The organism is Mesotoga sp. UBA6090 (assembly GCF_002435945.1).
Lineage (GTDB): Bacteria > Thermotogota > Thermotogae > Petrotogales > Kosmotogaceae > Mesotoga.
In genome coordinates this window covers 1-25,732 of the sequence record NZ_DIXC01000066.1, presented here as the reverse complement: position 1 = coordinate 25,732, position 25,732 = coordinate 1, and the positions used below count along the sequence as shown (strand labels likewise).

At 47.8% G+C, this 25,732-nt stretch carries 23 protein-coding genes and 1 pseudogene; 15 read left to right on the top strand and 9 right to left on the bottom strand.

Annotated elements, in window-relative coordinates; all coding sequences use genetic code 11:
* From B3K42_RS10985 to B3K42_RS10950, 8 genes and pseudogenes are all read left to right on the top strand, one after another.
* A pseudogene (locus B3K42_RS10985) lies at window positions 1–223 on the top strand (ISNCY family transposase); the annotation flags it as partial.
* Between the two features lie 116 nt (window positions 224–339).
* Window positions 340–744, top strand: a complete 405-nt coding sequence (locus tag B3K42_RS10980) for a DUF1292 domain-containing protein (RefSeq protein WP_292598786.1) — start codon at window positions 340–342, stop codon at window positions 742–744.
* 48 nt (window positions 745–792) lie between these two features.
* The gene (locus B3K42_RS10975) at window positions 793–1,458 is read left to right on the top strand and encodes a 5'-methylthioadenosine/S-adenosylhomocysteine nucleosidase (RefSeq protein ID WP_292598784.1); all 666 of its coding nucleotides are present in this window, start codon (window positions 793–795) and stop codon (window positions 1,456–1,458) included.
* Between the two features lie 5 nt (window positions 1,459–1,463).
* Window positions 1,464–1,802 carry a histidine triad nucleotide-binding protein gene (locus B3K42_RS10970; RefSeq protein ID WP_292598782.1) on the top strand — a complete coding sequence of 113 codons (339 nt, stop codon included), beginning with the start codon at window positions 1,464–1,466 and terminating at the stop codon, window positions 1,800–1,802.
* Window positions 1,799–2,407, top strand: coding sequence for a class I SAM-dependent methyltransferase (locus tag B3K42_RS10965; RefSeq protein WP_292598780.1), 609 nt, complete (start codon window positions 1,799–1,801; stop codon window positions 2,405–2,407). Before B3K42_RS10970 ends, B3K42_RS10965 begins: the two co-directional genes overlap by 4 nt.
* Complete coding sequence (locus B3K42_RS10960; protein WP_292598778.1) at window positions 2,388–3,101, top strand: energy-coupling factor ABC transporter ATP-binding protein; 714 nt, start codon at window positions 2,388–2,390, stop codon at window positions 3,099–3,101. The genes B3K42_RS10965 and B3K42_RS10960 overlap by 20 nt, the downstream gene beginning before the upstream one ends.
* A complete protein-coding gene (locus B3K42_RS10955; protein WP_292598777.1) occupies window positions 3,095–3,883 on the top strand; it encodes an energy-coupling factor ABC transporter ATP-binding protein in 789 nt (262 codons plus the stop codon). The genes B3K42_RS10960 and B3K42_RS10955 overlap by 7 nt, the downstream gene beginning before the upstream one ends.
* On the top strand, window positions 3,877–4,554 hold the full coding sequence (locus B3K42_RS10950) for a DUF554 domain-containing protein (protein ID WP_292598775.1): 678 nt from the start codon (window positions 3,877–3,879) through the stop codon (window positions 4,552–4,554). Before B3K42_RS10955 ends, B3K42_RS10950 begins: the two co-directional genes overlap by 7 nt.
* On the opposite strand, the gene B3K42_RS10945 is transcribed toward B3K42_RS10950, so the two are convergent.
* The 5 genes from B3K42_RS10945 to B3K42_RS10925 all read right to left on the bottom strand — a co-directional run bounded on the left by B3K42_RS10945 (window position 4,547) and on the right by B3K42_RS10925 (window position 10,644).
* Window positions 4,547–5,398 carry a thiamine pyrophosphate-dependent enzyme gene (locus B3K42_RS10945; protein ID WP_292598773.1) on the bottom strand — a complete coding sequence of 284 codons (852 nt, stop codon included), beginning with the start codon at window positions 5,396–5,398 and terminating at the stop codon, window positions 4,547–4,549. The genes B3K42_RS10950 and B3K42_RS10945 overlap by 8 nt on opposite strands.
* Window positions 5,395–7,065 carry a 2-oxoacid:acceptor oxidoreductase subunit alpha gene (locus tag B3K42_RS10940; protein ID WP_292598772.1) on the bottom strand — a complete coding sequence of 557 codons (1,671 nt, stop codon included), beginning with the start codon at window positions 7,063–7,065 and terminating at the stop codon, window positions 5,395–5,397. Before B3K42_RS10940 ends, B3K42_RS10945 begins: the two co-directional genes overlap by 4 nt.
* Window positions 7,066–7,121: 56 nt before the next feature.
* A complete protein-coding gene (rd, locus tag B3K42_RS10935; RefSeq protein ID WP_292598770.1) occupies window positions 7,122–7,280 on the bottom strand; it encodes a rubredoxin in 159 nt (52 codons plus the stop codon).
* A 17-nt stretch (window positions 7,281–7,297) separates the two neighbouring features.
* Entirely contained in the window at window positions 7,298–7,651 is a 354-nt protein-coding gene (locus B3K42_RS10930) for a class II SORL domain-containing protein (RefSeq protein WP_292598768.1), read from the bottom strand.
* A gap of 839 nt (window positions 7,652–8,490) precedes the next feature.
* The gene (locus B3K42_RS10925) at window positions 8,491–10,644 is read right to left on the bottom strand and encodes a hypothetical protein (RefSeq protein ID WP_292598766.1); all 2,154 of its coding nucleotides are present in this window, start codon (window positions 10,642–10,644) and stop codon (window positions 8,491–8,493) included.
* Window positions 10,645–11,518: 874 nt separating this feature from the next.
* Between B3K42_RS10925 and B3K42_RS10920 the strand changes: the two genes are divergently transcribed.
* From B3K42_RS10920 to B3K42_RS10900, 5 genes are all read left to right on the top strand, one after another.
* Window positions 11,519–12,613, top strand: a complete 1,095-nt coding sequence (locus tag B3K42_RS10920; RefSeq protein WP_292598765.1) for a M24 family metallopeptidase — start codon at window positions 11,519–11,521, stop codon at window positions 12,611–12,613.
* Between the two features lie 929 nt (window positions 12,614–13,542).
* Window positions 13,543–14,022, top strand: coding sequence for a MarR family winged helix-turn-helix transcriptional regulator (locus B3K42_RS10915; protein ID WP_292598763.1), 480 nt, complete (start codon window positions 13,543–13,545; stop codon window positions 14,020–14,022).
* The gene (locus B3K42_RS10910; protein WP_110990344.1) at window positions 14,006–16,231 is read left to right on the top strand and encodes an ABC transporter ATP-binding protein; all 2,226 of its coding nucleotides are present in this window, start codon (window positions 14,006–14,008) and stop codon (window positions 16,229–16,231) included. The genes B3K42_RS10915 and B3K42_RS10910 overlap by 17 nt, the downstream gene beginning before the upstream one ends.
* Window positions 16,228–18,099: an ABC transporter ATP-binding protein gene (locus B3K42_RS10905; protein WP_110990343.1), complete on the top strand. Its 1,872-nt coding sequence runs from the start codon at window positions 16,228–16,230 to the stop codon at window positions 18,097–18,099. Before B3K42_RS10910 ends, B3K42_RS10905 begins: the two co-directional genes overlap by 4 nt.
* 965 nt (window positions 18,100–19,064) lie before the next feature.
* Complete coding sequence (locus B3K42_RS10900; protein WP_110991293.1) at window positions 19,065–19,301, top strand: DUF433 domain-containing protein; 237 nt, start codon at window positions 19,065–19,067, stop codon at window positions 19,299–19,301.
* Window positions 19,302–19,410: 109 nt separating this feature from the next.
* On the opposite strand, the gene B3K42_RS10895 is transcribed toward B3K42_RS10900, so the two are convergent.
* Window positions 19,411–20,358, bottom strand: coding sequence for a Fic family protein (locus tag B3K42_RS10895; protein WP_110991294.1), 948 nt, complete (start codon window positions 20,356–20,358; stop codon window positions 19,411–19,413).
* Window positions 20,359–20,880: 522 nt separating this feature from the next.
* On the opposite strand from B3K42_RS10895, the gene B3K42_RS10890 reads away from it, so the two are divergent.
* Entirely contained in the window at window positions 20,881–22,032 is a 1,152-nt protein-coding gene (locus tag B3K42_RS10890) for an AAA family ATPase (RefSeq protein WP_292598759.1), read from the top strand.
* A gap of 3 nt (window positions 22,033–22,035) precedes the next feature.
* Window positions 22,036–22,494 carry a hypothetical protein gene (locus B3K42_RS10885; RefSeq protein ID WP_292598757.1) on the top strand — a complete coding sequence of 153 codons (459 nt, stop codon included), beginning with the start codon at window positions 22,036–22,038 and terminating at the stop codon, window positions 22,492–22,494.
* A gap of 285 nt (window positions 22,495–22,779) precedes the next feature.
* Here the strand turns inward: B3K42_RS10885 and B3K42_RS10880 are convergent, their stop codons facing one another.
* From B3K42_RS10880 to B3K42_RS10870, 3 genes are read right to left on the bottom strand one after another with little or no spacing between them, the layout of a single operon-like run.
* Window positions 22,780–23,748, bottom strand: a complete 969-nt coding sequence (locus B3K42_RS10880) for a radical SAM protein (protein WP_220026706.1) — start codon at window positions 23,746–23,748, stop codon at window positions 22,780–22,782.
* A gap of 6 nt (window positions 23,749–23,754) precedes the next feature.
* Window positions 23,755–24,546: an NAD(P)/FAD-dependent oxidoreductase gene (locus B3K42_RS10875; RefSeq protein WP_110991321.1), complete on the bottom strand. Its 792-nt coding sequence runs from the start codon at window positions 24,544–24,546 to the stop codon at window positions 23,755–23,757.
* Entirely contained in the window at window positions 24,543–25,139 is a 597-nt protein-coding gene (locus tag B3K42_RS10870; RefSeq protein ID WP_110991322.1) for an isochorismatase family protein, read from the bottom strand. Before B3K42_RS10870 ends, B3K42_RS10875 begins: the two co-directional genes overlap by 4 nt.
* Window positions 25,140–25,732 lie beyond the last annotated feature (593 nt).

Sequence of the window (25,732 nt, the reverse complement as noted above, 5' to 3'; positions counted from 1 at the left end):
GAAGAAATATGACAAGTTCGCTACTCCGTATGAAAGACTGCTTAACTCTCCCTGGATTGACTGTACAAAAAAAGATGAGCTTCGCAAGGTTCACGAAGCCCTAGACTTATACAAACTAAAGAGTAATATAGCACATTCTCAGGAATTATTGGTTGACATACAAATACTAAAATCTAAGTCAAAGGGAGGTGTTCTTAATTCCCTTCAATTCGATTTCGAGTAGATTCTATTTTGATGCATTAACTCTCTCTTGAGTAGATTTAATTATGATGCATTACGGTTGCGACTTCTTTGGTACTGTGTTAGTATGTACCGAATCGCGACAAACGGAGGTTAATAATGGAAGAAAGAAAAGAACTAGAAATGCATGACTATGACGAATGCAACGATCCCAACTGCGAACACAATCACGAAGACGACGCTGAGTTCGACAGTTTCACAGTTACCGACGAAGACGGAACAGAGCATCACTTCAACGTCATCGCCGAATTTGAGAACGAAGGCAAACTCTACTGGGTTGTCGAAGAGTTTTTCGAAGACGCAGAGGATATCTCTGAAGAAGAAGACGAAGATTCTTCTGATGAAGACGAAGAGGAAGGCTACATCGTATTCAGAGTTGAGCATGGTGAGGATGAGAATCCTTTCCTTTATTCAGTCGAAGATGAGGAGTTTGAAGAGGTGAGTAAGGCCTGGAGCAAACTCGTTGAAGAGATTTTGGCAGAGGAAGATGTTGAAGAAGAATAGGGGACCTCGGGTCCCCTTTTTGTTATAATCCTCTATGGAGGTGTTGACATGATTCTTGCGCTCGGCGTCTTTCTTCCAGAAGTGAAACCTGTAATGGATAATATGCTTGTTCTCGAATCCGGGGAGATTTTGGGAAGGCATTACTGTAGAGGAGTAATAGGAAACAATGAAGTGATTGCCTGCGGCGGATTTGTGGGAAAAGTTGAGACCTCTATGATTACTCAGAAAATGATTGATCTTTTCAATCCAAGATTGTCGGTTCTCACCTCTGGTGCTGCTGCAATCGATGAATCGATAGAGATAGGTGACGTTGTAGTTGGAACAGAGTTTGAGGAGTACGACACGATCTTCCCTCTGAGTGAAGGAAAGATGGTAATGAAGGCACCCGATACTCTCCTGATGCGATTCCTCAGGGTATACTTCAAAGCCGGAAAGTTCGGCAAGATCCTTTCGGGCGACGGCGTGATAGCAAACTCCTCACTTAGAGACAGCATTCACTCTTCCTACGGAGGTATTGCTCTCGACATGGATTCTGCACCGTTTGCAAAAACAGTCTTTGAGAACAAAAAAAACTATCTTGTACTCAAAACGATTCTTGACAGGGCCGACGAGGCTTCCAAAAGAGACTTCGACAGAAACTTTGAGAGACTCGCTGGGAGATCCGCCGAGTTACTCGTCGAGACAATGAAGAATCACTACATAGACAGGGAGTGAGATCGGTGGATTGCATTTTCTGTAAAATAGCCAGTGGAGAAATCAAGAGCAGTTTTGTGGGTGAGAACGACTGGTTCGTCGCCTTTGACGACATAAATCCGGTAGCGCCTGCCCATGTTCTTGTAATTCCAAGGGAGCATGTAAAGAGTCTCGAAGAACTGACCGCTTTCGATGATGAAGTATTGAAGAGTCTATTCGACCTCGTTGACGAGATAGTCCGGTCAAAGGGTATAAAGGATAGCGGTTTCAGGCTTATCGTCAATCAAGGAAGCGATTCCGGACAGGAAGTAGAGCACCTTCACTTCCACATACTTGGAGGAAGAAAGCTGGGAAGGCTTGGATGAAAGAGAATTTCCAGCACTACTACACTGATCAGACCGGGCCACCGCAGATCATTAAAGCGGCCTCACTAATACTTAAGAACGGTAACTCTTACTCATTCAAGAGTCCCGAGGGCGTTTTCGCCTTCGGTAAGGTAGACCGAGCCTCCCTGCTGCTCATAGAGAATTGCCTTCTCGAGGGACGGGAGAGCCTGCTTGATCTCGGTTGCGGCTATGGGGCTGTCGGCATTACTCTGAAGCGAGAATATCCCGATCTAAGGCTTTTTATGAGTGATGTCAACACAAGAGCCGTTACTTTCTCAAAGATCAATGCCAGAGACCACAACGTTGAAGCAGATATCCGCAAAGGCGAGCTTTACTCTCCGTGGGAGGGTATGGTGTTCGATTCGATTCTTTCCAATCCACCAATTGCCGCCGGAAAGGCAGTATGGCAGAGACTGATCATAGAGGCTCCCAAAATGCTTACTGAGAACGGGACGCTTCAGATAGTCGCCTACCATAACAAAGGCGGATCAAGGCTAGAAGGAATAATGAAAGAGACTTTCGGAAATGCTATTACGACAACAAAGTCCGGTGGTATAAGGGTCTATGTCTCCAGAAAAGTCTGACACACTTCTTTCTCTGCTGAACATAAGTGTCAAAGCGGGCGGCGCTTCGATACTCGAGAACTTCTCTCTTGACGTCTCGAAAGGCGAGCGACTCGCTCTGTTGGGAAAAAACGGCTCTGGAAAGACAACTCTCCTGAACACCATATCCGGTCTTAAGAAGCCCTTCTCCGGGAGAGTCTCTCTCGAAGGTCAAATAGGAGTCGTTTTCCAGAATCCCGATTCGGCGCTTTTCGGCTCTACGGTGGAGGAGAATCTTGCTTTTCCTCTCCAGTCTTTATCGCTTTCCAGAAGTGAGATTATGGAGAGAATACAGCTCTTCATTTCGAGATTCGAGCTTACCGGCATCAGGGATAGAGATATTCTCACTCTTTCGGGAGGCCAACGCCAGCTTGTTTCTCTTGCTGCCGCTCTCATTTCGGAACCCGGTCTTCTTTTGCTGGATGAGCCTCTTTCTATGATCGATAGACACGATAGAGAAGTTATGCTTGCCACACTGTCAGAGATTGTGAGCCCGGAAACCTCAGTGATTTTCGCGACCAACAGATTCTCCGAAGTCCAAGACTTCGAGAGATTCGTTTTGATTGGCAGAGGGCGTAAGCTGTTTGATGGAAACTCTAAAGAACTCAGGGAATCACCTTCAGTATTCGTTGAAGCGGAAATGACAATTCCATTCGAGATTGCAGTATCATGCTGAAGGTTCGAGAAGTCTCATTCAGCTACAAAGGTCAAGGGAAGAATTCACGAATTACCGCACTGAAGGAAGTATCGTTTGACCTAGAGTCGGGATCTTTTGTAATACTTACGGGTAGAACGGGTTCGGGAAAGTCGACTCTTCTACAGCTTCTCTGCGGTCTGATAGAGCCCGAGAGCGGAAGTATTGACTGCGAATACGAGGAACTGACTTCCATTGCCTCAATGATCTTTCAGTATCCAGAGGAGTGTTTCTTCAATCCCACTGTCAGAGAAGAGATCGAATTCAGCCTGAAAATAACCGGAAGGAATGGGTACGGCAGGCTCGAAGAGATTCTCGAGATGATCGGTTTTGAACTGGATAGGTTTGGCTCGAGAACTCCCTTTTCCCTCTCGGGAGGAGAGCAGAGGCTTCTCGCGATCGCATCGATTGTCGCGCTCGACAGAGAAATAATCCTGTTCGACGAGCCGACTTCCGGACTGGACACAAGAGCGGTCGAGAGAGTCCGAAGAATTTTGTATTCAGAAAGGGAAGCCGGAAAGACCATCGTTGTGGCGACTCACTGGCCTGCCGAGTTCCTGGATTTGGCTACTCACGTGATGAATCTTGTCGAAGGAGAGATTGGTCACTTTGTTACAGTTTCCGAGTATGCGAACGGCAATCTTCACCGTGAGAAACTTGAAGAGAAGGAGAGATATCTGATAGACTACTACAAACGTTTCTCCCGATTCCCTGCAAGCGAGGAGGAACTGATCTCATTTGTCAGGAGAGAGAAGAGATGCTGAATATATCGGTCATTGTCAATACAGTTGCAGTCATATTAGGTTCGATGCTGGGCCTTCTGGGTGGAAAGTTCGTGAAAGAGCGCTACAGGAAGGTCTTCTTCAATGTAATAGGGCTCCTGACTATGGGTCTGGGTATAAGTATGTTTCTGGATACGAACAGCGTTCTCGTTGTTTTGGGCAGTCTTATCGTCGGCGGAGCAATCGGAGAGGCTCTCGATCTGGAGGAAAAGATAGGAAGACTGGCAGGAAACAAGAGTGACGACGCAAACTTCGTTAAAGGCTTCATCACTGCTTCCGTCCTCTTCGTTGCCGGCCCTATGACGGTTATCGGTTCTCTCAAGGCAGGACTCTCGGGCGAAAATGAGTTGATATACATAAAGTCATTAATGGATGGGATCTCGTCTGTAATGCTCTCGGCAGCGCTAGGCAAGGGTGTGCTTCTCTCTGCTGCGGCCGTTTATCTGGTACAGGGCGGACTTGTGTCTCTTGCCGGGGTTCTCTCCTTCCTTCAGCATCCTCTCTATCTAGGAGATTTCTCGGGCGTTGGAGGTCTAATGCTTCTTGGACTGGGAATCAGGCTGCTTGAGATAAAAGAAATCAGGGTCGGCAACTTCTTACCGGCCCTGATACTCTCACCAATACTTACCTGGGTCTCTATTCTTTTTACCTAAAGGCTTTAAGTTCAGCCGAGATATCGATCGCTGTCTTCTCCTTCGCAAGAACAACGCCTTTCTTCAAAACGGAATGAAGTTCATGATAAGTCGGCTTATCGTTCACGTATAGAATCCCCATCGGTATCTTATCGTCCCATTCGAGAGCGCTCTTGAAAGCATTTGCCTTGTCTGTCGGATCGTAACTACTGTCTGCTTCGCTCACATCATAGAGTTTTTCCTTGTAGTACTTAAAAGTGTTCACCTTATTGAAAGTGACGCAGGGTTGCATTATATCCACAACTGAAAAACCCTTATGGTTTATCGCCGCCGAGACGACCTTGTTGAAGTGTTCCTTATCGCCGATAAAGGTTCTTCCAACAAAGGAAGCATCCATCGCTATCGCTAGAGCAAGTGGATTCAAGGGTTCGTTGATTACGCCTTGAAGCTGAGCGCTTGTCTTCTGTCCCTTTCTTGTTGTTGGTGATCCCTGGCCCTTCGTCAATCCATAGATCTGATTATCGTGAATCAAGACGGTTACATCGAAATTTCTGCGAATACCGTGAATGAAATGGTTTCCACCCTCTCCGTACATGTCTCCGTCTCCCGACTCCGCAATTACAGTGAGTTCTGGGTTCACCGCCTTTATGGCAAAGGCGACGGGAAGGCTTCTTCCATGGAGCCCGTTGAAGAAGTTTACGTCGAGATAATGAGGCATCTTTGCGGCCTGTCCGATTCCGGTTACCATAACAAACCGGGACTTATCTACTCCCATCTCCTCCAATGTACTGGCGAGATTCATTCTGAGGGGAAAGTTTCCGCATCCTGGACACCACGCGGGGTCTACTTCTCTCAAGAAACTCATATTATCCCCTCCTCTTCTAGAGTCTTCTCTATCCAGTTCGCACTTACAGGGCGGCCATCGTATCGGCCGATGTGTTCGACATTCAGACCTGTCTTCGACCTCAACAAACTGGCAAACTGCCCTGTGAAGTTCCCTTCGACAGAAACAAGTCTCTTGCCTTCCAGCTCTTCCCTAATTGACGGGTCGATTGGAAAGGCTTCCGTGTAGTGCACGTAGCCAACATCATTTCTGCCGGTGGCAAATTCATCTATAGCGCCCCAGCTGTCTCCCCAACCGACAAGAATCAAAGGCGCATCGAGATTGAACTTGGCCGGTGCCGTCAGCTCGCCAACCAGTCCTTTCATCTTCTTCATTCTCTTCTGGACCATCATCTTCCTGATCTTGAGGTTCTCAGTAATATATCCCTCTTCGTCATGTTCATCGGAATCGACTCTCACGAGGGCCTTGCCCCCGGGGATCGCTCTCGGAGAGACACCATTTTCAGTGCTCTCGAATCTGCGGTACTCTTCGCCGCCCTCAACGACAAATCTCTTGAGGAATTCCTCGTTATGGATTGGAGCCTCTACCGTTGCCGAGGAGTCTGTCAACGACTCGGTAAGAAGAATTATCGCGGGAATCTGGTATTTATCTGCAATATAGAAGGCCTTCTCGGTCAGTTCGAAGGCGTCCTTCGGAGTTCTCGGAGCCACAACGTATTTTGGAAACTCACCATGACCGGCATTCACCACAAAGAGAAGGTCCTCCTGAGCAGTTCTTGTCGGGAGGCCCGTGGCCGGTGCGGGACGCTGAGCATCAACCATGACTAAAGGAGTCTCGGTCATCGCGGCAAGAGAAATACCTTCCTGCATCAAAGCGAATCCTCCGCCAGATGTCGTTACGAGTGACCGTACGCCGGCGAATGACCCGCCTATCACCATATTGACTGCGGCGATCTCGTCTTCCGCCTGCTCGACGACTATCCCATATCTCTCCGCTCTCGACGCGAAGAAGTTCATAACACCTGTTCCTGGAGTCATGGGATAAGCCGCAAGGAATCTGCACCCTGCCGCAATTGCTCCTAGACCTGTGCCTTCCGTACCGTTCAGAAGGTAGTAGTCCTGCTCATTGGTTTCAAAATCGGGAATGTTTATGGACAGTTCTAGATCGTAACCTCTTTCAAGTGCTTCAAGATTAGACTTTATTACTTCATCCTTTCCAGAGAAGACCTCTTCAATCAACTGTGAGGGGATTTCCATCTTTACTTTGAAGAGGGCAAGAATCGCACCGAGGGCAACTACATTCTGGGCTCTCGGTTCTCCCGCTTCCTTCGCTATCGTTTTGAACGGGAAATTCATAACATTCATCTCAAAGCCAGCATCTTCCGTAGTCACATGATCTGAATCCGAATCGAATATCAGTGTCGTATTGTGATGAAAATACTCCAGCTGTGAAAGAGTAGTGCTCTTGCTTAGCGAGACTATGAGATCAAACTCCTGTCGCATAGAGAACAAAGGAGTGTCGGAAACGCGAATCCTGTACATATACTCTCCACCTCTGATCCTGGAGTGGTAACTTTTGTCAGTGAAGATGCAGTAGCCATTTCGGAAGAGGCTGAGCGCAAGCATATCCCCTATCGTATTCAGTCCCTGACCGGCTTCACCGGAAAGGGCGATAACGTAATCTCTCAAGTTAACACCTCCGTTGAGGCAAAGAAAGGCGGGAGTGATTCTCCCGCCTTATTTCTCTAGTCGATTGGTTCGAAATCGTCTTTACTGGCTCCGCATAGTGGGCAGACCCAATCCTCTGGAACATCCTCAAAGGTGGTCCCGGGATCTACTCCATTTTCGGGATCGGCAATTTCAGGATCATAAATGTAACCGCAGATAGTGCATCTGTACTTCATCGCGCCACCCTCCTCAATCAGAACTCAACTCTCTTACTGCTTTCCCAGAGACCATGTATGTTGCAGTAAGAAGTAGCGATCAGTGAACCTGACTTCTCCAATTTCACGCTAAATGCAGCCTTTGGCTGGGTTGTTACAGGAGTGAACTCGACGTGACCAAGATGAATTAGAAACTGGCCGTCATCATACATTGCGTACAGATCGAACCACTTGATGTGATGCTCGATGGTATTTGGATGCGAAATCTCCTTGCCCACCATGATTTCTACGTTGAATGCTTCTCCCGGCTTAATCAAATCGGGAATGTCAATAACCGGTACATGTTTCTCACTTTTCCAGTCCGCACTTTTCACATACTCGCCTATCGCCATTTTATTCCCTCCTCTACATAAAGCAATACTGCAAAAAGCCAATCATTGCAGAAGTGCTCTGAACAACAGCTACAGAACTCGAAGCTATTATACCATATCACTAAGAACAGAAGTATATTTTGCGTTTTGAATCCTTATAAACCCCCATACAGGCTCAGCACCTTTGATTTGATCAGCTTATATGAGAATGTTATGGGCTTCCGCAAAGCACTTAAATTGAGATTCGACGAAGTGCTCTCAAGAGCAAAACATCGACGTGCAGCAGAACTGGCCTGCGTCATAAGACAAGCAACATCCGTGCTTTCTCCAACTTCCTACTGTACCTGCGATCACGTATCAATCAGTCTCACTTTGCTCTTGCGCTTCTTCACATAAGCAAAAGCCGCTCTTTCTAACCGATCTTCATAACCCGCTCCTAACAACCCGTTCTCTCTGTTCTACTCGGAGGACGCAGGACCGTTGACGGCCAAAGTAGTTCTTCAGCGCTCAGCGTTATCTTACAAGCGGTTCTCAGTTCAGATGACTGGATATCCTGATGCAAGGTTTTCAGAATCACCTATCACCGTCGTCCCTGGCTAGACCCGGAATCCGGTCTTGAAAAGCCCGAGGTAGCAGAAATGTGTGGCGGATTGGCAAGGGAAAAAAGCCTTCGTTCGAAAGAGAGAATCTGTTCTTGCTTCTTGGTAATGGTCAAGAACAAAGAGCGAGATGCCGGATCACGGCATGACGGAAAGTAAGGTTTTCACAATCCATAACAAGAGTGTCATCGACTACCGACTCTTCCCCTAGTTCCTGGCGGTAAGCGCCAGCCTCACTTCAGCCTACGCGTATAGGCCCGTTCAGCTCACTTCATCAAAAACCCTCTGCACTTTCTTCAGCCAGTCCTTGCCGCCCTTGAGCTTGAACCAATCTTCTCTGAACTCCTCTGCGAGAAGTTTCGCGTCGATCTTCTTCTGGGACCTGACGTCGCCATCATCGGCCCTGTCGAAGTCCTCTTCATCTGGTTCGTCGTTTTCGAGAAGATACTGAATGAAGTCAGGGAACTCCTGAAGAATACCGATTATGATTCCTTCAGCTGCGTCGACTTCTTTGTTAAAGTAATTCATGAGGGCCTTTACGATGAGCGCTTTCGGATCGCTTTCCTCGTCTATAGCTTCGAGCATTATTCTCAAGTTCTCGAAGTCCTTAGTCCTCCAGCAAACGATCATCTCACTGCTGAAAAGGTTGTCCATATCTTCAGGATTGACGTACGGATTGACAGTCTTTATTGCTCTTGAGGCCTCTTTGTAGTTCTTGTCGTCGATCAGCTTCTCGACATACTTCTCTATAAGGTCCAAATACTCTCTGTTAGAAGGACTCTCCTCCTTGCTCGTCAAGTAAGCCTCGTCCTCTAGATCAGCAATGTCATCGACAAAATCCACGGCCATTTCTCCCGAGAAAAGAAGGCGCTGCATGACTTGATCCATCCTTTTTGTGGGCAAAAACAGAAGGGTATTCACGAATTCGAAGTTAAAGATGTACCTGTCGCAATAGTTTTCGATCGCCTCGATTGCATCATCAAGATCGTTGCTTCTCATCACCGCGTTTATCAGCGTATACATAGGCACTCTCGAATACTCTACTTCCTCCGAGCCATCGGCTGAAACGAAACAAGGCTCCGTAATCTCTTCCAGCTCTTCGAAAACGTCTTCGAGATCGCCCAAATGATCGTACTCGCTCACCATTTCCTGATAGGCCACTTCAAGATCGTCAAGAAAGTCTCGCGCCAGTCCTAGAAGTAAGTCATAATCCGATTCATCGAGCTTGCCATCACGCTTTATCTCAGTTGAGAAGGAATCATCTTCCAATTCGTACTTTCTTGATAGCAGAAATCCGGCCGTCACCAGTCCGAAGGAATACTTGAAAGCCTTCATATACTCTATGAAACTCTCGACGTTTTCCTTCATCTCCTTCTTTTCTATAAGCGCGCTTGCGATAGCCAATAGCGCTGCGTCTGCAAACTCTGCGTTGAGCATCTCCAGAAGAGACTTCAATCTATCGAAAAGCTTTGGAAAATCATATTGCAGGACTATCTGGTAAAGAAAGCCGTTTATTGTCAACTCGTCCGCACCGTTCAAAACAAAGGCTAGAATCGAATCTTCAAGCGAATCAAAGACTCGAAAGACTATTTCTCTGGCCCTCTCCCTCTCTTCGGCAATATCGCTCCTGGTCATGGCAACAGGTGCATACATCAAGTTGACAACTGAGTATTGAGTAATACTCTTAATCAGCTCCACGATTTCTTCCGTACTCACATTCTTGTTCATGATCAGAGAAAACATCGGCAGCTGTGAACTAGTGTCGCTTTCAGCCTTTGGAACCTGAAAACCCACGATCGATGCAACAGCATCGCTCATCGCATAAGAGGCTTCAACCGTAACCATAATCTTCTTCAGCTTCTCAGCAGCTTCACCATTAAGCCCCTGCTTGTGAACATTCTTGGAGAGAAAAGAGGCCAGTTCATTTCCCCAGAGGATCAGAGGGATATAGTAGCTGTCCTTGCTGTAATACCAGAAGAGACTAAGGTTCTCCCTAAGACTTGACTTCGACCTCGCTCTATCCTTATCCTCGAAGAGAGGAAAGAATCTCTTATTGTAGTCTCCAGGCCCTCCATAAAACTTGTCGACACTCGGCAGCGACTCGTCTGCACTCTTCAAAACCGAAAGAAGATTATCCTCGAGAATCCTCGCTATCTCCTCTTTACTTTCAAGAGAAAGAGAATCATCGTGGAGCATCATCCCCGCAAGATAACCCCTGAAGAAGCCGTCATCCAGAATCTCTTCAACAGACTCTTCAAGCGTAAACCCGCTCTTCAAAGCCTCTGCCAACTTGACGGCCTTATTCCTGTCTATAAAGGCGTCTAGCTCGCCGAGCGGTTCGAATACGGTGTAAGAATTCCAGTTCATCTCAAGCGCCTCGGCCAGAAGCGTAAGCTTCACAGTCTCTCTATCCATACATCACCTCACCACCAGTAATGAAACGATCTTATCACTAATCTGAACCGATAATGCCTTGATCGTTCAAAAACATGCACTCATTCAACGATGAAATAGAGATAAGACGAGAAGGATTATTTCGAGAGGTTTGCTGAGCTCACGAGAAGGCAAATGAAGATCCGCTGTACGCTGGACGCTGATCGCTGTGAAAAACCGGCCTTCGTTGCCTGTCCAAAAAGGGAATTTGTTCTTACTTCCAGAGCGAGGATCTGTTCTTCGTTCCTAGCTCCGCTGAACGCTGAGAAGACCCGTCCTTCGTTGTCCGTCCCAGATCACGGACCCGTCCTTCGTCAAGACCAAAGCCCAGATCCTGACCAGGAGCATTGTCAGATGACGTGAAGGGTCTGTCATCCCGTATTGTTCCTGTACGGGATCGCATCTCGTCCGTCTAGTCCTCTCATCATCTCGTGGTCCTTAACGAAGAACCTGGACGCGTAGCGTCGGAACAAAGAATTGCTCTTTCCAAGAACAGTTCCTAAGGCTCTTGCCAGACCCTAGACCCCACAACCCTAGACCCGGCTCATACGCTCTCTTCTCGGAGGACGGTGGACCCATAACGGTTGACCTGAGAGGCTTGCTGCGAAGCAGCCTCGCTTCCGCTTCGGATCTTTCGAAGGACGGGTCCACGGTCTTGGACGAAGGACCAAGGACGTTTCTTTACGGCGACCAGCGTTTCTTATCCAAGCGGCTCTTTCCCCGCGAAGCGGGCCTTGCGTCCCGCCGCAGGCGGCATTGCGTCTAATGTTTTATATAAGCATCACTTCCCGCCGCAGGAAGGATATTTTCGATTTCCTCTGATAGAATAGGTTTAAAGTCTGCTGGGGGGGTTCGCTTGAAAAGACATGAAATAGTCAAAGAGTACATTACGGAAGCCTCGGTGGAAGCCATAATGTTGACAAGGAACTCTAATATTCAGTGGTTTTTCGAAGGTGAGGTGGATCCCAGGATAGACACTTCATCTGAGTTCGGTGGTTTTTGGCTCTTAATTACGCACTCGATGGTCATCGCTTTATGCCCAGACTACGACAGTGAAAGAGTTAAAGACGAAGTCCTTCCACGTGATGTTGAGATTCTCTCCTTTAGTGGACTACTCAGTATGATTGATTCGGCCAGTCGGTTGTGCAGCAAATTCAAAAAGATTGCAGTTGACAGCGATGTGTCATTTTCTTGTTCCAACTATGTTCCACTTGACGAGAGCTTTTATGAAAAAACCCAGCTGCTCACTGACAGAGAAATCCTGCGTCTCAGGGTCTTGGGTAAACTCTCCGAGAACATACTCTGTGAGTTTGCTCCAGAGCTTCAACCTGGAATGACCGAGATTGAGATCGAGAAGGTTCTTAGAGCAATCTTCATTGAGTCGGGTCTGGAAATCCCGACTCTCTGCGTGTCTTCCGACGAGAGGATCTCAAAGTCTCCATACCCGGTCTCGACTGCTAAGAAAGTCAGCAAGTACCTTATGCTCAGAGCGACAATCAAGAAGCAAGGACTGACGGTCTCTTTCAGCAGATACTTCCACTTTGGTGCTGTGCCACACGAAATTGAGGAGAAGCATGAGAGAGCATCGGGTATCGCCGCGAAAGCAGCCATAGCGATCATGAGAGCAAAGAGCATGGGCGAAGTATACGAAGAGATTAGAAACGCATATATTGCTCTTAATGCGGTAGATGAGATAACACGCTTCAGCCCTGGGGGAAGTATCGGGTATACTCAGAACAAGTTTCTCTTTTCGCCCGACTCACAAATAGCGATGAAGTCACCAGCCAGTTATGCCATAGGTCCCCGCATAGGCGGATTGTTCAGTGAAGACACCGTACTTCTTAATCCTGACGGTACGGCCGAGTTTGTAACACTCGGAGAAGACTTCCCGAAGGTTAAAGTCAGGCTCGAAAGCTTCCGGGTTCACAGACCGTGGATAATGATCATTTAACTCACCTCATGAGACAACTATCCCAAATTCCCTCTGTGTTTGATTGCTCGCCAAAGGGTCATTGTGAACTGGAAGAACCGCTGATCGCTGTGAAAAACCGTCCTTCGTTGTCCGTCCAAGATCATGGACCCGTCCTTCGTCAAGACCAAAGCCCAGATCCTGACCAGGAGCATTGTCAGATGACGTGAAGGGTCTGTCATCCCGTAGTGTTCCTGTACGGGATCGCATCTCGTCCGTCTAGTCCTCTCATCATCTCGTGGTCCTTAACGAAGAACCTGGACGCGCAGTGTCGGAACGAAGAATTGCTCTTTCGAAGAACAGTTCCTAAGGCTCTTGCCAGACCCTAGACCCCACAACCCTAGACCCGGCTCATACGCTTTCTTCTCGGAGGACGGTGGACCCATGACGGTTGACTTTATTCTTAATGTCCTTGCTCTTCCAAGCGATCAGCGTACAGCGAAGAGCGGATCTTGGCGCCAAAGCCCAGATCCTGACCAGGAGCATTGCCAGGATGACGTGAAGGGTCTGTCATCCCGTTGAGCCTGCCCCAAAGTGCTCCTGTTTGGGGGTTCTGCACGGGATCTCATCTCTTCAGTCTCTCCTTCTCTCTTATTCTCTCGCGCTCCTTAACCAAGAACGAATAACCTGGACGCATAGCGTCGGAACGAAGAACCGTTCTTTTCGGAGGACGGTGGACCCATGACGGTTGACCTGAGAGGCTTCCTGCGCAGCATCATCACTTCTGCTCTTGCCATCCCTAGGTCCAACACCCGAGTCGCACTTTGGCGAGTCCACAAAGATCGGGAGTCCTGTTTTTCATCATAGACAGTTCCAGCTATTTGCTGTACAATATATTTCGTATACGAACTATTCGTAGTCTAAGTATTCGGGTGCGAACGTTCTAATATTGAGAGATGAAGGTGGTTATGTTGGAAGAAAGCTCCAAATTAGAAGAGATGCTGACAGCGATCAAGAAGGTAATGTCGCTTATGAAGCAGAATTTTGAAAAGGATTTCAAGAAGATGCACGTAACACAATCACAGATCCTTGTTATGAGAGTACTGAACCAATGTGGCGATATGAAGGTAAGCGATATAAGCAGTGAGCTCGATCTTTCAAATAGCACGGTGTCGGGGATAATCGACAGGCTCGTCGAAAAGAAGATCGTGCAGAGAAAGAGAAGCGACGAAGACAGGCGAATCGTGATGATAAGTCTTGCGGATGAGTATCGCCAGCCTGTGAAGAAAGATCTCAATGCCTTTGCGCAAAAGATGAGAAAAGCCTTGTCAACGATAACAGATGAAGACCTTGATTCCATCATTCGAGGGCTCGAGAAGCTGGAGAAGATACTTAAAGAATTGCAAGAAGCCAGAGAGAGAGAGGACGAAGCTGATGCTCAAACTGATTAGGTACCTCAAACCCTACACTGTCTTCATCATTATCGCGGTGGCGCTGCTCTTCGTTCAGGCCATGGCGGAACTGGCCCTTCCAGACTACATGTCGAATATCGTAAACGTCGGAATCCAGCAGGGCGGTATCGAAGACGCAATTCCGGAGGCCATTAGCAAAGAGGTTTTCGATAACGTCTCGCTGTTCATGAGTGGAGAAGATAGGCAAGAAGTTCTGAGCTACTACGATCTCATAACCAAGGATGCCCCCACTTACGAAGAAAACCTCGAAAAGTATCCCGCACTTGAGAGCAAAGATGTCTACGTCCTAAAATCTGGAGAGATTGAAGACCGGCAGGCCCTCAGTCTGATCTTCGGAAAGGCCCTCATGGCCTATTCCGGAGTCAAGAACGGCATGACCGGGTCAAACGGGAGCTTTTCGCCCCCCGAGGGTTTCAACATCCCCGAAGGGGCAAATGTCTTCCTGCTGATGCGTCTCATGCCGGAAGCCCAGAGGCTCGAAATGCTCAGTCAAGTCGACAGTATGGTCGAAGTCATGGGTGAAAACATCGTCAGCCAGTCGGGAGCCCTCGTTGTGAAGGAAATCTACGAAGAGCTTGGCATGGACACCGATAAGCTTCAGAACGGCTACGTGCTCCGGACCGGTCTTTTAATGCTCCTCGTGACTCTACTGAGCGCGTTGAGTACCATCATGGTCGCATTCATCGCCTCAAAGATTGCTGCGGCCTCGGCCAGAAGGATGAGAAGAGACGTTTTCGAAAAGGTCGAAAACTTCTCGAACTCTGAATTTGCCAGGTTCTCGACGGCTTCGCTCATCACTAGAACAACAAATGATATAACCCAGATACAGCTCGTAATTGTTCTGATAATAAGAATGGTATTCTATGCGCCAATCATAGGCGTCGGAGGAATCATTAGGGCGCTTGAGAAGAGTACTTCCATGTCCTGGATCATCGCCCTTGCCGTCATCATAATGCTCGGCCTGGTGGGGATCGTCTTCGCAATAACCCTGCCGAAATTCAAGAAGATGCAGAAGCTTATCGACAGGCTGAACCTCGTTACAAGAGAACACCTCTCCGGCCTCATGGTCGTCAGGGCATTCAACACCCAGAAGTTTGAAGAAGAGAGATTCGACTCGGCAAACAAAGACTTTACGAGAACGAACCTCTTCGTAAACCGGGTGATGGTTGTGATGATGCCGGCGATGATGTTTGTAATGAACGGAACCATGCTCCTCATCGTCTGGGTGGGTGCACACCAGATAGAGGCCTCAACCATGCAGGTCGGAGATATGATGGCCTACATCCAGTACGCCATGTTGATCATCTTCGCCTTTCTCATGTTGACAATGACGTTCATCATGCTACCAAGGGCCGCTGTTTCGGGAGCCAGAGTCTCCGAGATCCTGGAAGTCGACCCCCAGATAAAAGACCCCAAAAATCCGAAAAAATTCGGCAATGATTTCAAAGGGACTGTCGAATTCAGGAACGTCTGCTATCGCTTCCCCGGTGCCGAGGAAAACATCCTGAACGACATTAGCTTCACGGCCCTCCCGGGACAGACGACGGCGATCATAGGCTCGACCGGCTCGGGGAAATCGACGCTGCTGAACATGATACCGAGGTTCTACGATGTCTGTGGCGGCCAGGTCCTGGTTGACGGAATAGACATACGGAAAGTAAGGCAGCACGAGCTGAGAGACAAGATAGGCTACATCCCCCAGAATGGCGTCCTCTTTAGCGGAACCATAGAATCGAACCTCAAATACGCCAATGAGAATGCCTCAGAGGAAGAAATCGAAAGGGCTGCCGAGATCGCCCAGGCCCTCGAATTCATAACCGCGAAGGAAGAAGGGTATAATTCGCCCATTTCCCAGGGTGGAACAAACGTATCGGGAGGGCAGAAGCAAAGGCTTTCCATAGCCAGGGCACTTCTGAAAAGGCCCAAGATACTCCTCTTCGACGACAGCTTCTCAGCCCTGGACTTCAAGACAGACGCGGCGCTGAGAAGAAGACTGAAACAGGAAACGGGGGATAGCACGATGATAATAGTTGGCCAGAGAATTGCGACAATAAAGAACGCCGATCAGATACTTGTTCTGGACGAGGGCAACCTTGTTGGAATCGGCAAGCACCGCGAACTGATGAAAAGCTGCCAGATATACAGAGAAATCGCACAATCACAGCTTTCAGAGGCGGAATTAGCATGAGCGGAGAAAACAGAGAAAAGGGAAGAGGCCGTCAAGGTCGCGGCGGTGGAATGGGCCCCGGCATGATGCGCGCGGGAGAGAAGGCCAAAGACTTCAGAGGAACACTGAAGAAACTCGTTCAATACCTTAGGAAGTATCAGGTCCTGATAATCATAGTGCTCTGTTTTGCCGCGGCCGGTGCAGTCTTCTCCATCTTAGGGCCGAAGATACTCGGGACGGTGACAACTGAAGTATTCGAGGGAATAATGGCCAAAATCACCGGGACCGGCGAAGGAATAAACTTCGACTCGATCGCCAGAACAATGTTTATTCTACTCGGACTGTACGTGCTCAGCGCCCTGTTCATGTACATCCAGGGATGGATAATGTCTGGCATATCGGCGAAGGTCACATACAAATTCAGAGAGGAAATTTCCCAGAAGATAAACAGACTTCCCCTGAAATACTTTGACAGGACCTCCCAGGGAGATATCCTGTCAAGAGTGACCAACGACGTCGACACCATAAGCAGAACGCTAAACCAGAGTCTGAGCCAGATCATAACGTCCGTCACGACCGTTATCGGCGTCACCATAATGATGTTCTCGATAAGCTGGCAGCTCACGCTGATAGCCTTGCTCATACTACCTATCTCCTTGGGGCTCATTACCTTTGTGGTTAGGATGTCCCAGAGATACTTCAAGAAGCAGCAAGAGTATCTCGGGAAGGTAAACGGCCACATAGAGGAGATGTACGGAGGCCATGTCGTCGTAAAGGCCTTCAACGGAGAGGCGAAAAGCATAGAAGCCTTCGACAAACTCAACGGCGAATTGTACGACTCAGCCTGGAAATCACAGTTTCTCTCCGGCATGATGATGCCCATCATGACCTTCGTCGGCAACCTGGGATACGTCCTCATAACAATAATGGGCGGCTGGTTTGCCGTAAGAAAAATGATCACAGTTGGCGACATCCAGGCCTTCATACAGTATGTGAGGTTGTTCAATCAGCCTATCGCACAGATAGCCAACATCATGAATATATTCCAGCAGACGGCCGCGGCTGCGGAGAGGGTCTTCGAATTCCTCGAAGAGGAAGAGGAGATTACCGAGACCACGACCCCTGTCAAAGGAGTCGAGCATCACGGCCACGTCGAGTTCAGAAATGTCAGATTCGGCTACGACCCGGACAAGATAATCATAAAAGACTTCTCCTGCGAAGTAGACAGGGGCCACAACATAGCCATCGTCGGGCCTACGGGAGCTGGAAAGACGACCATCGTCAAACTCCTGATGCGCTTCTACGATGTCAACTCCGGAGAAATACTGCTGGACGGACATAACATAAAAGAATACACCCGGTACGAGCTGAGAGAAAACTTCGGAATGGTGCTCCAGGATACATGGCTTTACAACGCCAGCATCTGGGACAACATAAAATACGGAAGGCTTAATGCTACCGATGAAGAAGTACTGGCAGCGGCCAAAGCAGCTCACGTCGACTCCTTCGTCCACACCCTTCCTGACGGCTATAACCTCGTTCTGAACGAAGAGCAGTCGAACATCTCGCAGGGCCAGAAGCAGCTCATAACTATAGCCCGGGCAATCCTTGCTGACCCGAAGGTCCTCATACTCGACGAAGCAACCAGTTCAGTCGACACACGAACGGAAGCCCTTATCCAGTGGGCAATGAAAAACCTGATGAAAAACAGGACCAGTTTCATCATAGCCCACAGACTTTCAACGATAAGAGATGCCGATCTCATACTCGTTATGAACGAAGGCGACATCGTCGAACAGGGAAAGCACGAAGAACTCCTCGCACGCCGCGGCTTCTACGCGGATCTTTACACCAGCCAGTTCGAAAGCGACTTCGTAGAAGCTGTATAAGAAAGAGGAAAATAAGTCTCAACATTAAATCAACTCGGCGGGCTCTCAGCCCGCCTTTTTTCAATTTCTTCCATGCTGCGCATTTCTGAACAATCAACACCGTCATAACGAAGTGCCCCTATACGGGATCTCGCATCTAGGAGCCGCTGCGCGCTGAGAAGAGCCGTCCTTCGTTGTCCGTACCAGATCACGGACCCGTCCTTCGTCAAGACCAAAGCCGAGATCCTGACCTGGAGCATTGTCAGTGACGTGAAGGGGTTGGCATCCCGTTGAGCCTTCCCCTAAATCCACTTGCTTTGTAATTCCGTAGTGTTCCTGTACGGGATCTCATTCTTCTGTCTCTCGCTCTCTCCTCATCTCGTGGTCCTAAACGAAGAACCTGGAAACGAAGTGTCGGAACGAAGAAACGTTCTTCCCAGAGGACGGTGAACAGCCAACGGACAACCTTGTCTAATTTGACTGGCCAGGCGGAGCCTGACTGGCCTGCGTTAGCAGACCGATTACTTTTTGCCTTCTGCTTTGCCCCTGTGAGAGGCCTTCCCCGTCTTCGGGCGAACAGCCGTTCGCCCCTACAGAATCACCTAAGATTGTCATCCCGTAGCGCTCCTGCACGGGATCTCTTGCTTCTCGTCCTTCTCGCGCTCCCTCATCTTCTCACACTCCTCTCTCTCTCTCTTTTCGGCGAACGGTGGACCGTTGACGGTGGACCTGAGAGGCTTCTTGCGCAGCAGCATCACTTCTGCTCTTGCGAGACCCTAGACCCCACAACCCCATTCCCGGGCTCTTAACCAAGAACCTGGACGCGCAGCGTCGAACGATGAACCGCTCTTTACAACAATAGTTCCCAACGCTCTTGCGAGACCCTAGACCCAACACCCGAGACCCGGTTCTTACCAAGAACAGCTCTTCTGCAATTTGCCGAGCCTACAAGTCCAAGGTGCTATAATATTCGTGAGGTGTTGACGATGGATTACAAAGACTTCATTCATTCAGATTCAAGAATAATGCTTGGCAAACCAGTAATCAAGGGAACAAGGATAACTGTCGAGCATATACTTTCAGAACTTACGGCCGGAATGGAGATTTCCGAAATCGTTGAAGCGCATCCTTCATTAGACAAAGATAAGGTCAGGGCAGCAATCGCTTATGCTCTTGATGTATTACGCAACGAGGACGTGTACTCTCTTGCCGAAAAGAAGTGATACAGCAATCGGATACATCTCTAACACCTCTGTGGAACACCCTCTCTTCACCATTAAGAACAACTAATCTGCCAAATGCGAAACGCTCCAAGATTCTCTTCGAGCGCCATTACCTGATGTTATGCGGAAAAACCATCCATCGTCCTGTTCTAAATTTGCTCGCTATAAGATTACCTGTTTTAATTCTCTTCTTCACAGCGGTTTCAGAGATTCCCAGTTGTTCTGCTACCTGCCTGACGTCTAGTAGTTTAGAACTGTCGCTTGAGATAATAATGCATCTATTCATGGCATCTAAGAGGGCTGAATATATAAGCTCTTCGAGCGCTGAAAAGTCACCGGCTTCGATTAGTGCTATCCTTTGGTCAAAGGACTCGTCCGCATTCGAATTGAACATCTTCTCTATCCCTGAATCAGCCATCTCCAGAGCTTCATAGTATTCCATTCTATCTTGCTCCTTCAACCCCTTAATCGAGATATTGCAGTAACCGTTCACGATCAGTATGAAATTCACTAGAAGTCTGCCAACCCTCCCATTTCCATCACAGAAAGGATGGATAGCCTCGAACAAAGTATGAATTCTGGCTATGGCACCATAGATCGGGAATTTCTCGAAAGCATAATCTATATACTGGACAAACATATCCATCCAAACTCTCGGGTCAAAAGGAGGGGTTATTCTTGCATTCAGGATGTCAACACCGCTAGTACGGAATTCTCCTGTAGGATAAGGCGACTTCACGTTTCTAAACATCTGGCTATGGAGTGTTCTGATTACGTGAATGTAATGAGGCTTCAGGTAATCATTTCTATATTGTAGAGCTAGATCGTAGACAAACTGAGCTGCCCTGAAGTAGTTTATGATTTCACTCTGCACGCTGCTTGAAGCAGCATTTCTTTCTATAACCGCATCAAGGTCTTCTTCAGAACTGAATATGCCTTCTATCGCGAGAGAATGCCTCGTCTCCTCTCCGAGCATATAGAGCCACTCTTTGTTTGAAATGTCGATCTGTTTCAAATCCAGAAGTTTCTTTCTTTCCTCAAGGTATTTGATCCTCATATGGCCTCCCCAGGTTGCGGGCAAATTAGCTACAAACGCTATAACAACCTATTATACAACAACCACCTCAGGTTGCGTTATGTTGAAAAAGGCACACTCGCAACCATATTAAACAATATGTCTTATTTACGTAACTATGTGTCACTATAAGTGCGAACAGGCTCCTCTGAGACATCAAACAAACATTTCGACAGCGGTTGTTGAAAAATGAAGCTTGATCCTGTTCTGACCAACACGACTAAAGGACGAAAATAGAAACTGACAGGATCCATAAGAACCGCTGTACGCTGAAAGTGCCGCTTGCTAGGAAACGCTGGTCGCTGATCGCTGTGAAAATTACTTTAATGTTAAAAATGGAGTCACCAAAGAGAGGCGGACAGGCAAGGACGTCGACAAAGCAAAACATAAACATCAGAGTATCAAAAGCTCTGTTCTAGCAGGAAAAGCGTGAATTCATGCGAAAATTGATATAATTACTTTGCTTAGACTAAGCACCCCCGGAAGAAGAAAGGAGGGCTTACCGTGAGGGTCGTTCTTGAGAATATTGGACCGATAAAAAAAGCAGACGTTTCGACAGGTGATTTGACCATTCTCGTCGGACCGCAAGCGACGGGGAAGAGCATCTTTCTTCAGTTGTTCAAGTTCTGCGTTGATCACGCCAATATAGTCAAAGAATTGAAGAAGTTCGGCTTTGATTGGAAGAATGAGCTCGAGAGTTTTTTGCCAGTCTATTTTGGCGAAGGAATGCAGGCGATATGGAATTCGCAGAGCCGCATTGAACTTAACGGGAGGAACTTCCAGATCGAAACTCACTTTAAGAAATCAGGTGGAGCTGACAGTGAGGCGAAAGTATTCTATATACCCGCTCAACGAGTCCTGATTATCTCCGCAGGATGGCCCCTTCCTTTCACCTCTTTCGATCCTACGTACCCTTTCGTTGTTAAGGACTTCAGCGAGAAGATCAGGCGCATAATGGATTCCGGCCTTGGGAGCGGCGGTACCCCGATATTTCCAAGAGGTGGATACTTCAAGAAAGAGATAAGAGACGCACTCCAGAAATCCATAATGAGAGAAGGAATATTGAAACTAGACATCGGCCTCAGGAAAAGAATCATGCTGGAGGTTGCAGGAGTATCAATGCCTATCATGACCTGGTCCGCAGGCCAAAGAGAATTTGCTCCCTTATTACTTGGATTGTTCTGGCTGCTGCCCCCGGCAAAAGTCTCGAAGAAACAAGGTGTGAACTGGGTCATTGTAGAAGAGCCGGAAGCGGGTCTTCATCCGCTTGCAATCAGGGATGTCTTTCTCACAATAGTCGAACTGTTGAGCAGGGATTACAAAGTCTTGCTCTCAACCCATTCTTCGGGAATAATCGAACTCGTTTGGGCGATAAACGAGATTGTGTCACATCCTGAAGCAAGTAGAGACAAAAAGTGGAAGCTTCTCCTCGACCTTTTCGAACTGAAAACTACGACAAATACAAACAAACTAATAAAGGATCTTGAGAACAAGAAACTCGTTGTCAACTATTTCAAACCAACCGAAACCGGTGTGGTGACTGAAGATATTTCTTCACTTGATCCCGGGAGCGACAAGAAGTCAGTTTCAGAATGGGGTGGTCTCGTAGAATTCACTTCCAAGACAAACGAAATCGTAGCACAGCTTTGGAGGTAGAAAATGGATAAAATGCACCCCATAATGAATTCATCTCTTGGCCCGTGTATAAAGAACGGACTTCAAGCAGTTGGAAAACCCGACAGAGTAAGTCTCAAGAACACGAGAACTAAAGCAAAGAGCGTTGATATAGATAGATGCCTTCAAGAGGATTATCCCAATGAGAATAGATGGGACTACGCGGTCTTCATCGAGATTGATGATATTCTGAAAACAGCATTCATAGAGATTCATCCGGCCAACGAATCCGAGGTCGATGAAGTGATCAAAAAGGCCCTATGGATGAAGCGATGGATTAGGGATAATCAGATAAGAGTCATCACTAAGAACCGGAAGTTCTTCTGGGTTTCATCTGGCAAGGTAAGCATCAGCAAAAACTCGCAGAAAATTTGTCTTCTCGGTAAGCATGGAATCCAAGGCCCACAAGAACATTTGGTTGTTGACAAAATCATGAGAGACTGAAACATTGTTGAGATTGACTTATTCGTCCTCAAAGGCAATACTTAAGGAAAATGGGTTAGTTAACATCTCCTCATTTGGTCATCCCATGGTGATTTTACACGGGATCTCGCATCTAAGATCCGCTGTCCGCTGAGAAGACCCGTCCTTCGTTAATATCAATCGATATAGAATATTCCGAGAGGTTCGCTGCGCTCACGAGAAGGCAAGTAATTTGCAGGCCGCTCTGCCTCAGCAGACCAGCTTTCAATGGCTTCCTATCGCAGGCGGCACAGTGTCTCTCTGATTTCACTTCTCTTGATCGCTGTTATCGGGGGTCGTTTTAGACCTGACTAATGAATACATACCCAGGTCTTCTTTGGAACAGTCAAGATGCCTGCGGATGAAGAGCCCGCAGTTGCTTCCAATCTTATTCTCTTCCGGCTCACCTACACTCACTATAACGTCAAAACCTCTTTCATGCAGCCTCTCGACTAAGCTCGCATGGGCTGTTAAGGTGCCATTATCCTCGACGGCCGATTTCATTTCCTTCTCTAGTGAACGGTAAGTCGGGTTAACCGGTGTGATTTTGATCAGAAACTTGCCAGGGTCAAAAAACTGCGATAGTACATTGTGATCGACTATCGATTCCGTCGATAGGGCGAAATTCAGAGTGATCTTTCTATCGCCCTTGCCGCAGAATGTTGAGCCATAATCAGCTATTTGCTCCAGGCCCCACTTTTTGACAGGAATCAGATTGTCTCTCTGAGCTTTGTCAGTAGAATGTATAGAGAACTGAAGCTGGAATCGCCCCCTGTAAAGCCTTTCCTTAATATCATATAGTTTCTCAAAGAAACCCTTAGAACCGGCTGGCGCTATAGAGCTTATTGAAGGCAGAAGCCCAGGAGCATTGTACTGTTGCGGAAGCATCTTCAAAGCTTCCAGAACATAAGGATTGAGCGAAGGCTCGCCTATTCTCGCAAACTGGACTTTGAACTTCCTTACCGCTATACTTGCGCCGTATCTCCGGCTCACCATATAATCTATCTGTTCAATTATCTCCTCGCATGTAAGGTTTCTTCTGTATGACCCTCCTGCATCACAGAAAGCGCAACTAACAGGGCATCCATCCATAGTCGAGACAATGAGAACCCACTTGTCTTCTCGAGGAAGTGGGGGCTGAAGAGATTCGACAAACTCGACCCATGAACCTTTTGAAGTCTCTCCTATGTGGACGATAGCCAGCTCTTCTTTTCCGAAACTTTGAATTATCTTCAAGATTGATCACCTCTGAGACGCTATTCTCATAGCGCTTCTAATCCCTTCGCCGATTGCTATGGAAGCCTGTCTGTAAATATCACCTCGAGCATCGCCAACTACCTCGAAATTGTCTGAATCAATTCTGGGAAGCGAGGCTACCCTCCCCACACAGATAAGCAGAGCTTCCACAGAGTAGACGCCCGTTGAGGTGGTAATCATCAGGCGCGAATCTTCTGATTCGACATGCTGTATAGGCTCTGAAAGGTGCAACTCGACGCCAAGCTTTTCTGCTGTTTCTCTAAGCGGTCTTATAGCTCTAACCTTATCGCCTCTAGCGAAAAGCAGCGTCCTTCTTCCAGCAAGCCTTGATCTAATTGCACCGTCATAAGCCATGTCTCCTGCGCCATAGATTGCGGTCGCTCCTCTTCCGTCAGGAATGTCTCTGTATTCGTAAACGACTCTCGAATCCATCTCTAGAGAAGCAAGTCTTTTAGGCATCGTTCCGGTTGCCACAACTGCATAATCGACTACGTAATGTGCTCTTTTCGTGACGATAGTTCTGTCGAGAATGTCCGTTACTTCTTCACTGATAATGCCGATCGAATTTCTTCCAAGACGTTCTTTAAGCCTTCGACAGAGATCCTCTCCTGAAGCAGGTTCAAGCGGCGGGAAGTTCTCAACGCGCCAGGCGTTATTCAGAAGACCGCCAACACTCCTCCGCTCGAAAAGCATAACCTCGATTCCGTATCGCTTCAACATTATTGATGCGGCGACGCCTGCTGGCCCTGCTCCGATAACCGCGACCAATTTGATCATGAGCGATATCCTTCAAGCAATCCAATAACCTCGGCCGTTGTAGATATCGTCGAAAAACCATTGGCAAGACTCTTGAGAGAGCAAACGTGTCTGTCTGTGCTTTTGTCGAAGAGCGCATCCTCAACCATCATTGTCGAGTAACCCTTCGTGAAGGCCGACCTGGCTGTAGTCTCACAACATAGGTGTGTCCTCGCACCGCAGATCACGAGCTGATTAACACCCATGCTCTTCAGAAAGCTATCGAGAGCTGTCTCGTTGAAGGCATCGTAAGTATCCTTGTAGAAGATCGGCAGATTACTGAACTGTGGAACCGTCCAACTATCTCCAACAGTGTTTCCCCACCATTGCTGCATCATTTTCGAGCCGCCTTTATGAACCGTCAAAGCAACCGGAAGTCCAGAACCTCTGAAGCCTTCGATGAGTCTGCTCGTATTTGCAAGCACATCTCCGATTCCCTCCAAATAAGCTATCGATCCTCTATCTGTGAAGTAGTTCTGAAGATCAACCACAAGTAGAATCGGAGAAGACAACTCTGGCTTGTGCTTCTGCCTCTCGCGCCGAAAAGTTTTTTCAAACAGACTCTCTGAAAGCATTCATTTCCTCCACGGATAGTCCGAATCAAACAATTCTATCACTCTCGGGTCCTGGCAGAAATAGCATGAAAAGATTCTCAAAATAAGTGGAAATCCAGAACTCCCACACCATTTTGCATCTTCCGATCTCTGGCCTAATACACCTGCAAATTCGCAATCAGATAGAATCCATCTCTTTGCGGGATGACCGCAGCGGATACAAACAAGAGCAAGCACTTCTTCCCGATTGCGAAAATGGGTGTCCCATTTTCGTCAAGGATTTAGATTCTGACCAGAGGATTGTCAGAATGACATGACACAGTGGAATCACATGAAATAATACTGGCGTTCGCTTAAGAACGAAGACCTGCTGATCGCAGTGAGCGGAAATAGGGACTGACCAGCCCCTAATGTCTGTCCCATTTTTCGCTACATAAATGACTGTCATCCCATAGTGCTCCTGTACGGGATCTCGCATGTAAGAGCCGCTGATCGCTGGAAGACCCGCTTGCTGGGAAACGCTGGTCGCTGATCGCTGCGAAAAACCGTCCTTCGTTGTCCGTCCAAGAAAAGGAATTTGTTCTTCGTTCCAGTGTGCCAAGAAGGCGAAGAAG

Bases quoted from the DNA above. Each gene is read 5' to 3' on its own strand.
- B3K42_RS10955 (WP_292598777.1), top strand. From the start codon at position 3,095: ATGCTGAAGGTTCGAGAAGTCTCATTCAGCTACAAAGGTCAAGGGAAG.
- B3K42_RS10925 (WP_292598766.1), bottom strand. From the start codon at position 10,644: ATGGATAGAGAGACTGTGAAGCTTACGCTTCTGGCCGAGGCGCTTGAG.
- rd (WP_292598770.1), bottom strand. From the start codon at position 7,280: ATGAAGTACAGATGCACTATCTGCGGTTACATTTATGATCCTGAAATT.
- B3K42_RS10870 (WP_110991322.1), bottom strand. From the start codon at position 25,139: ATGCTTTCAGAGAGTCTGTTTGAAAAAACTTTTCGGCGCGAGAGGCAG.
- B3K42_RS10895 (WP_110991294.1), bottom strand. From the start codon at position 20,358: ATGAGGATCAAATACCTTGAGGAAAGAAAGAAACTTCTGGATTTGAAA.
- B3K42_RS10900 (WP_110991293.1), top strand. From the start codon at position 19,065: ATGGATTACAAAGACTTCATTCATTCAGATTCAAGAATAATGCTTGGC.
- B3K42_RS10905 (WP_110990343.1), top strand. From the start codon at position 16,228: ATGAGCGGAGAAAACAGAGAAAAGGGAAGAGGCCGTCAAGGTCGCGGC.
- B3K42_RS10945 (WP_292598773.1), bottom strand. From the start codon at position 5,398: ATGAGTTTCTTGAGAGAAGTAGACCCCGCGTGGTGTCCAGGATGCGGA.
- B3K42_RS10975 (WP_292598784.1), top strand. From the start codon at position 793: ATGATTCTTGCGCTCGGCGTCTTTCTTCCAGAAGTGAAACCTGTAATG.
- B3K42_RS10980 (WP_292598786.1), top strand. From the start codon at position 340: ATGGAAGAAAGAAAAGAACTAGAAATGCATGACTATGACGAATGCAAC.
- B3K42_RS10875 (WP_110991321.1), bottom strand. From the start codon at position 24,546: ATGATCAAATTGGTCGCGGTTATCGGAGCAGGGCCAGCAGGCGTCGCC.
- B3K42_RS10910 (WP_110990344.1), top strand. From the start codon at position 14,006: ATGCTCAAACTGATTAGGTACCTCAAACCCTACACTGTCTTCATCATT.
- B3K42_RS10965 (WP_292598780.1), top strand. From the start codon at position 1,799: ATGAAAGAGAATTTCCAGCACTACTACACTGATCAGACCGGGCCACCG.
- B3K42_RS10930 (WP_292598768.1), bottom strand. From the start codon at position 7,651: ATGGCGATAGGCGAGTATGTGAAAAGTGCGGACTGGAAAAGTGAGAAA.
- B3K42_RS10950 (WP_292598775.1), top strand. From the start codon at position 3,877: ATGCTGAATATATCGGTCATTGTCAATACAGTTGCAGTCATATTAGGT.
- B3K42_RS10960 (WP_292598778.1), top strand. From the start codon at position 2,388: ATGTCTCCAGAAAAGTCTGACACACTTCTTTCTCTGCTGAACATAAGT.
- B3K42_RS10885 (WP_292598757.1), top strand. From the start codon at position 22,036: ATGGATAAAATGCACCCCATAATGAATTCATCTCTTGGCCCGTGTATA.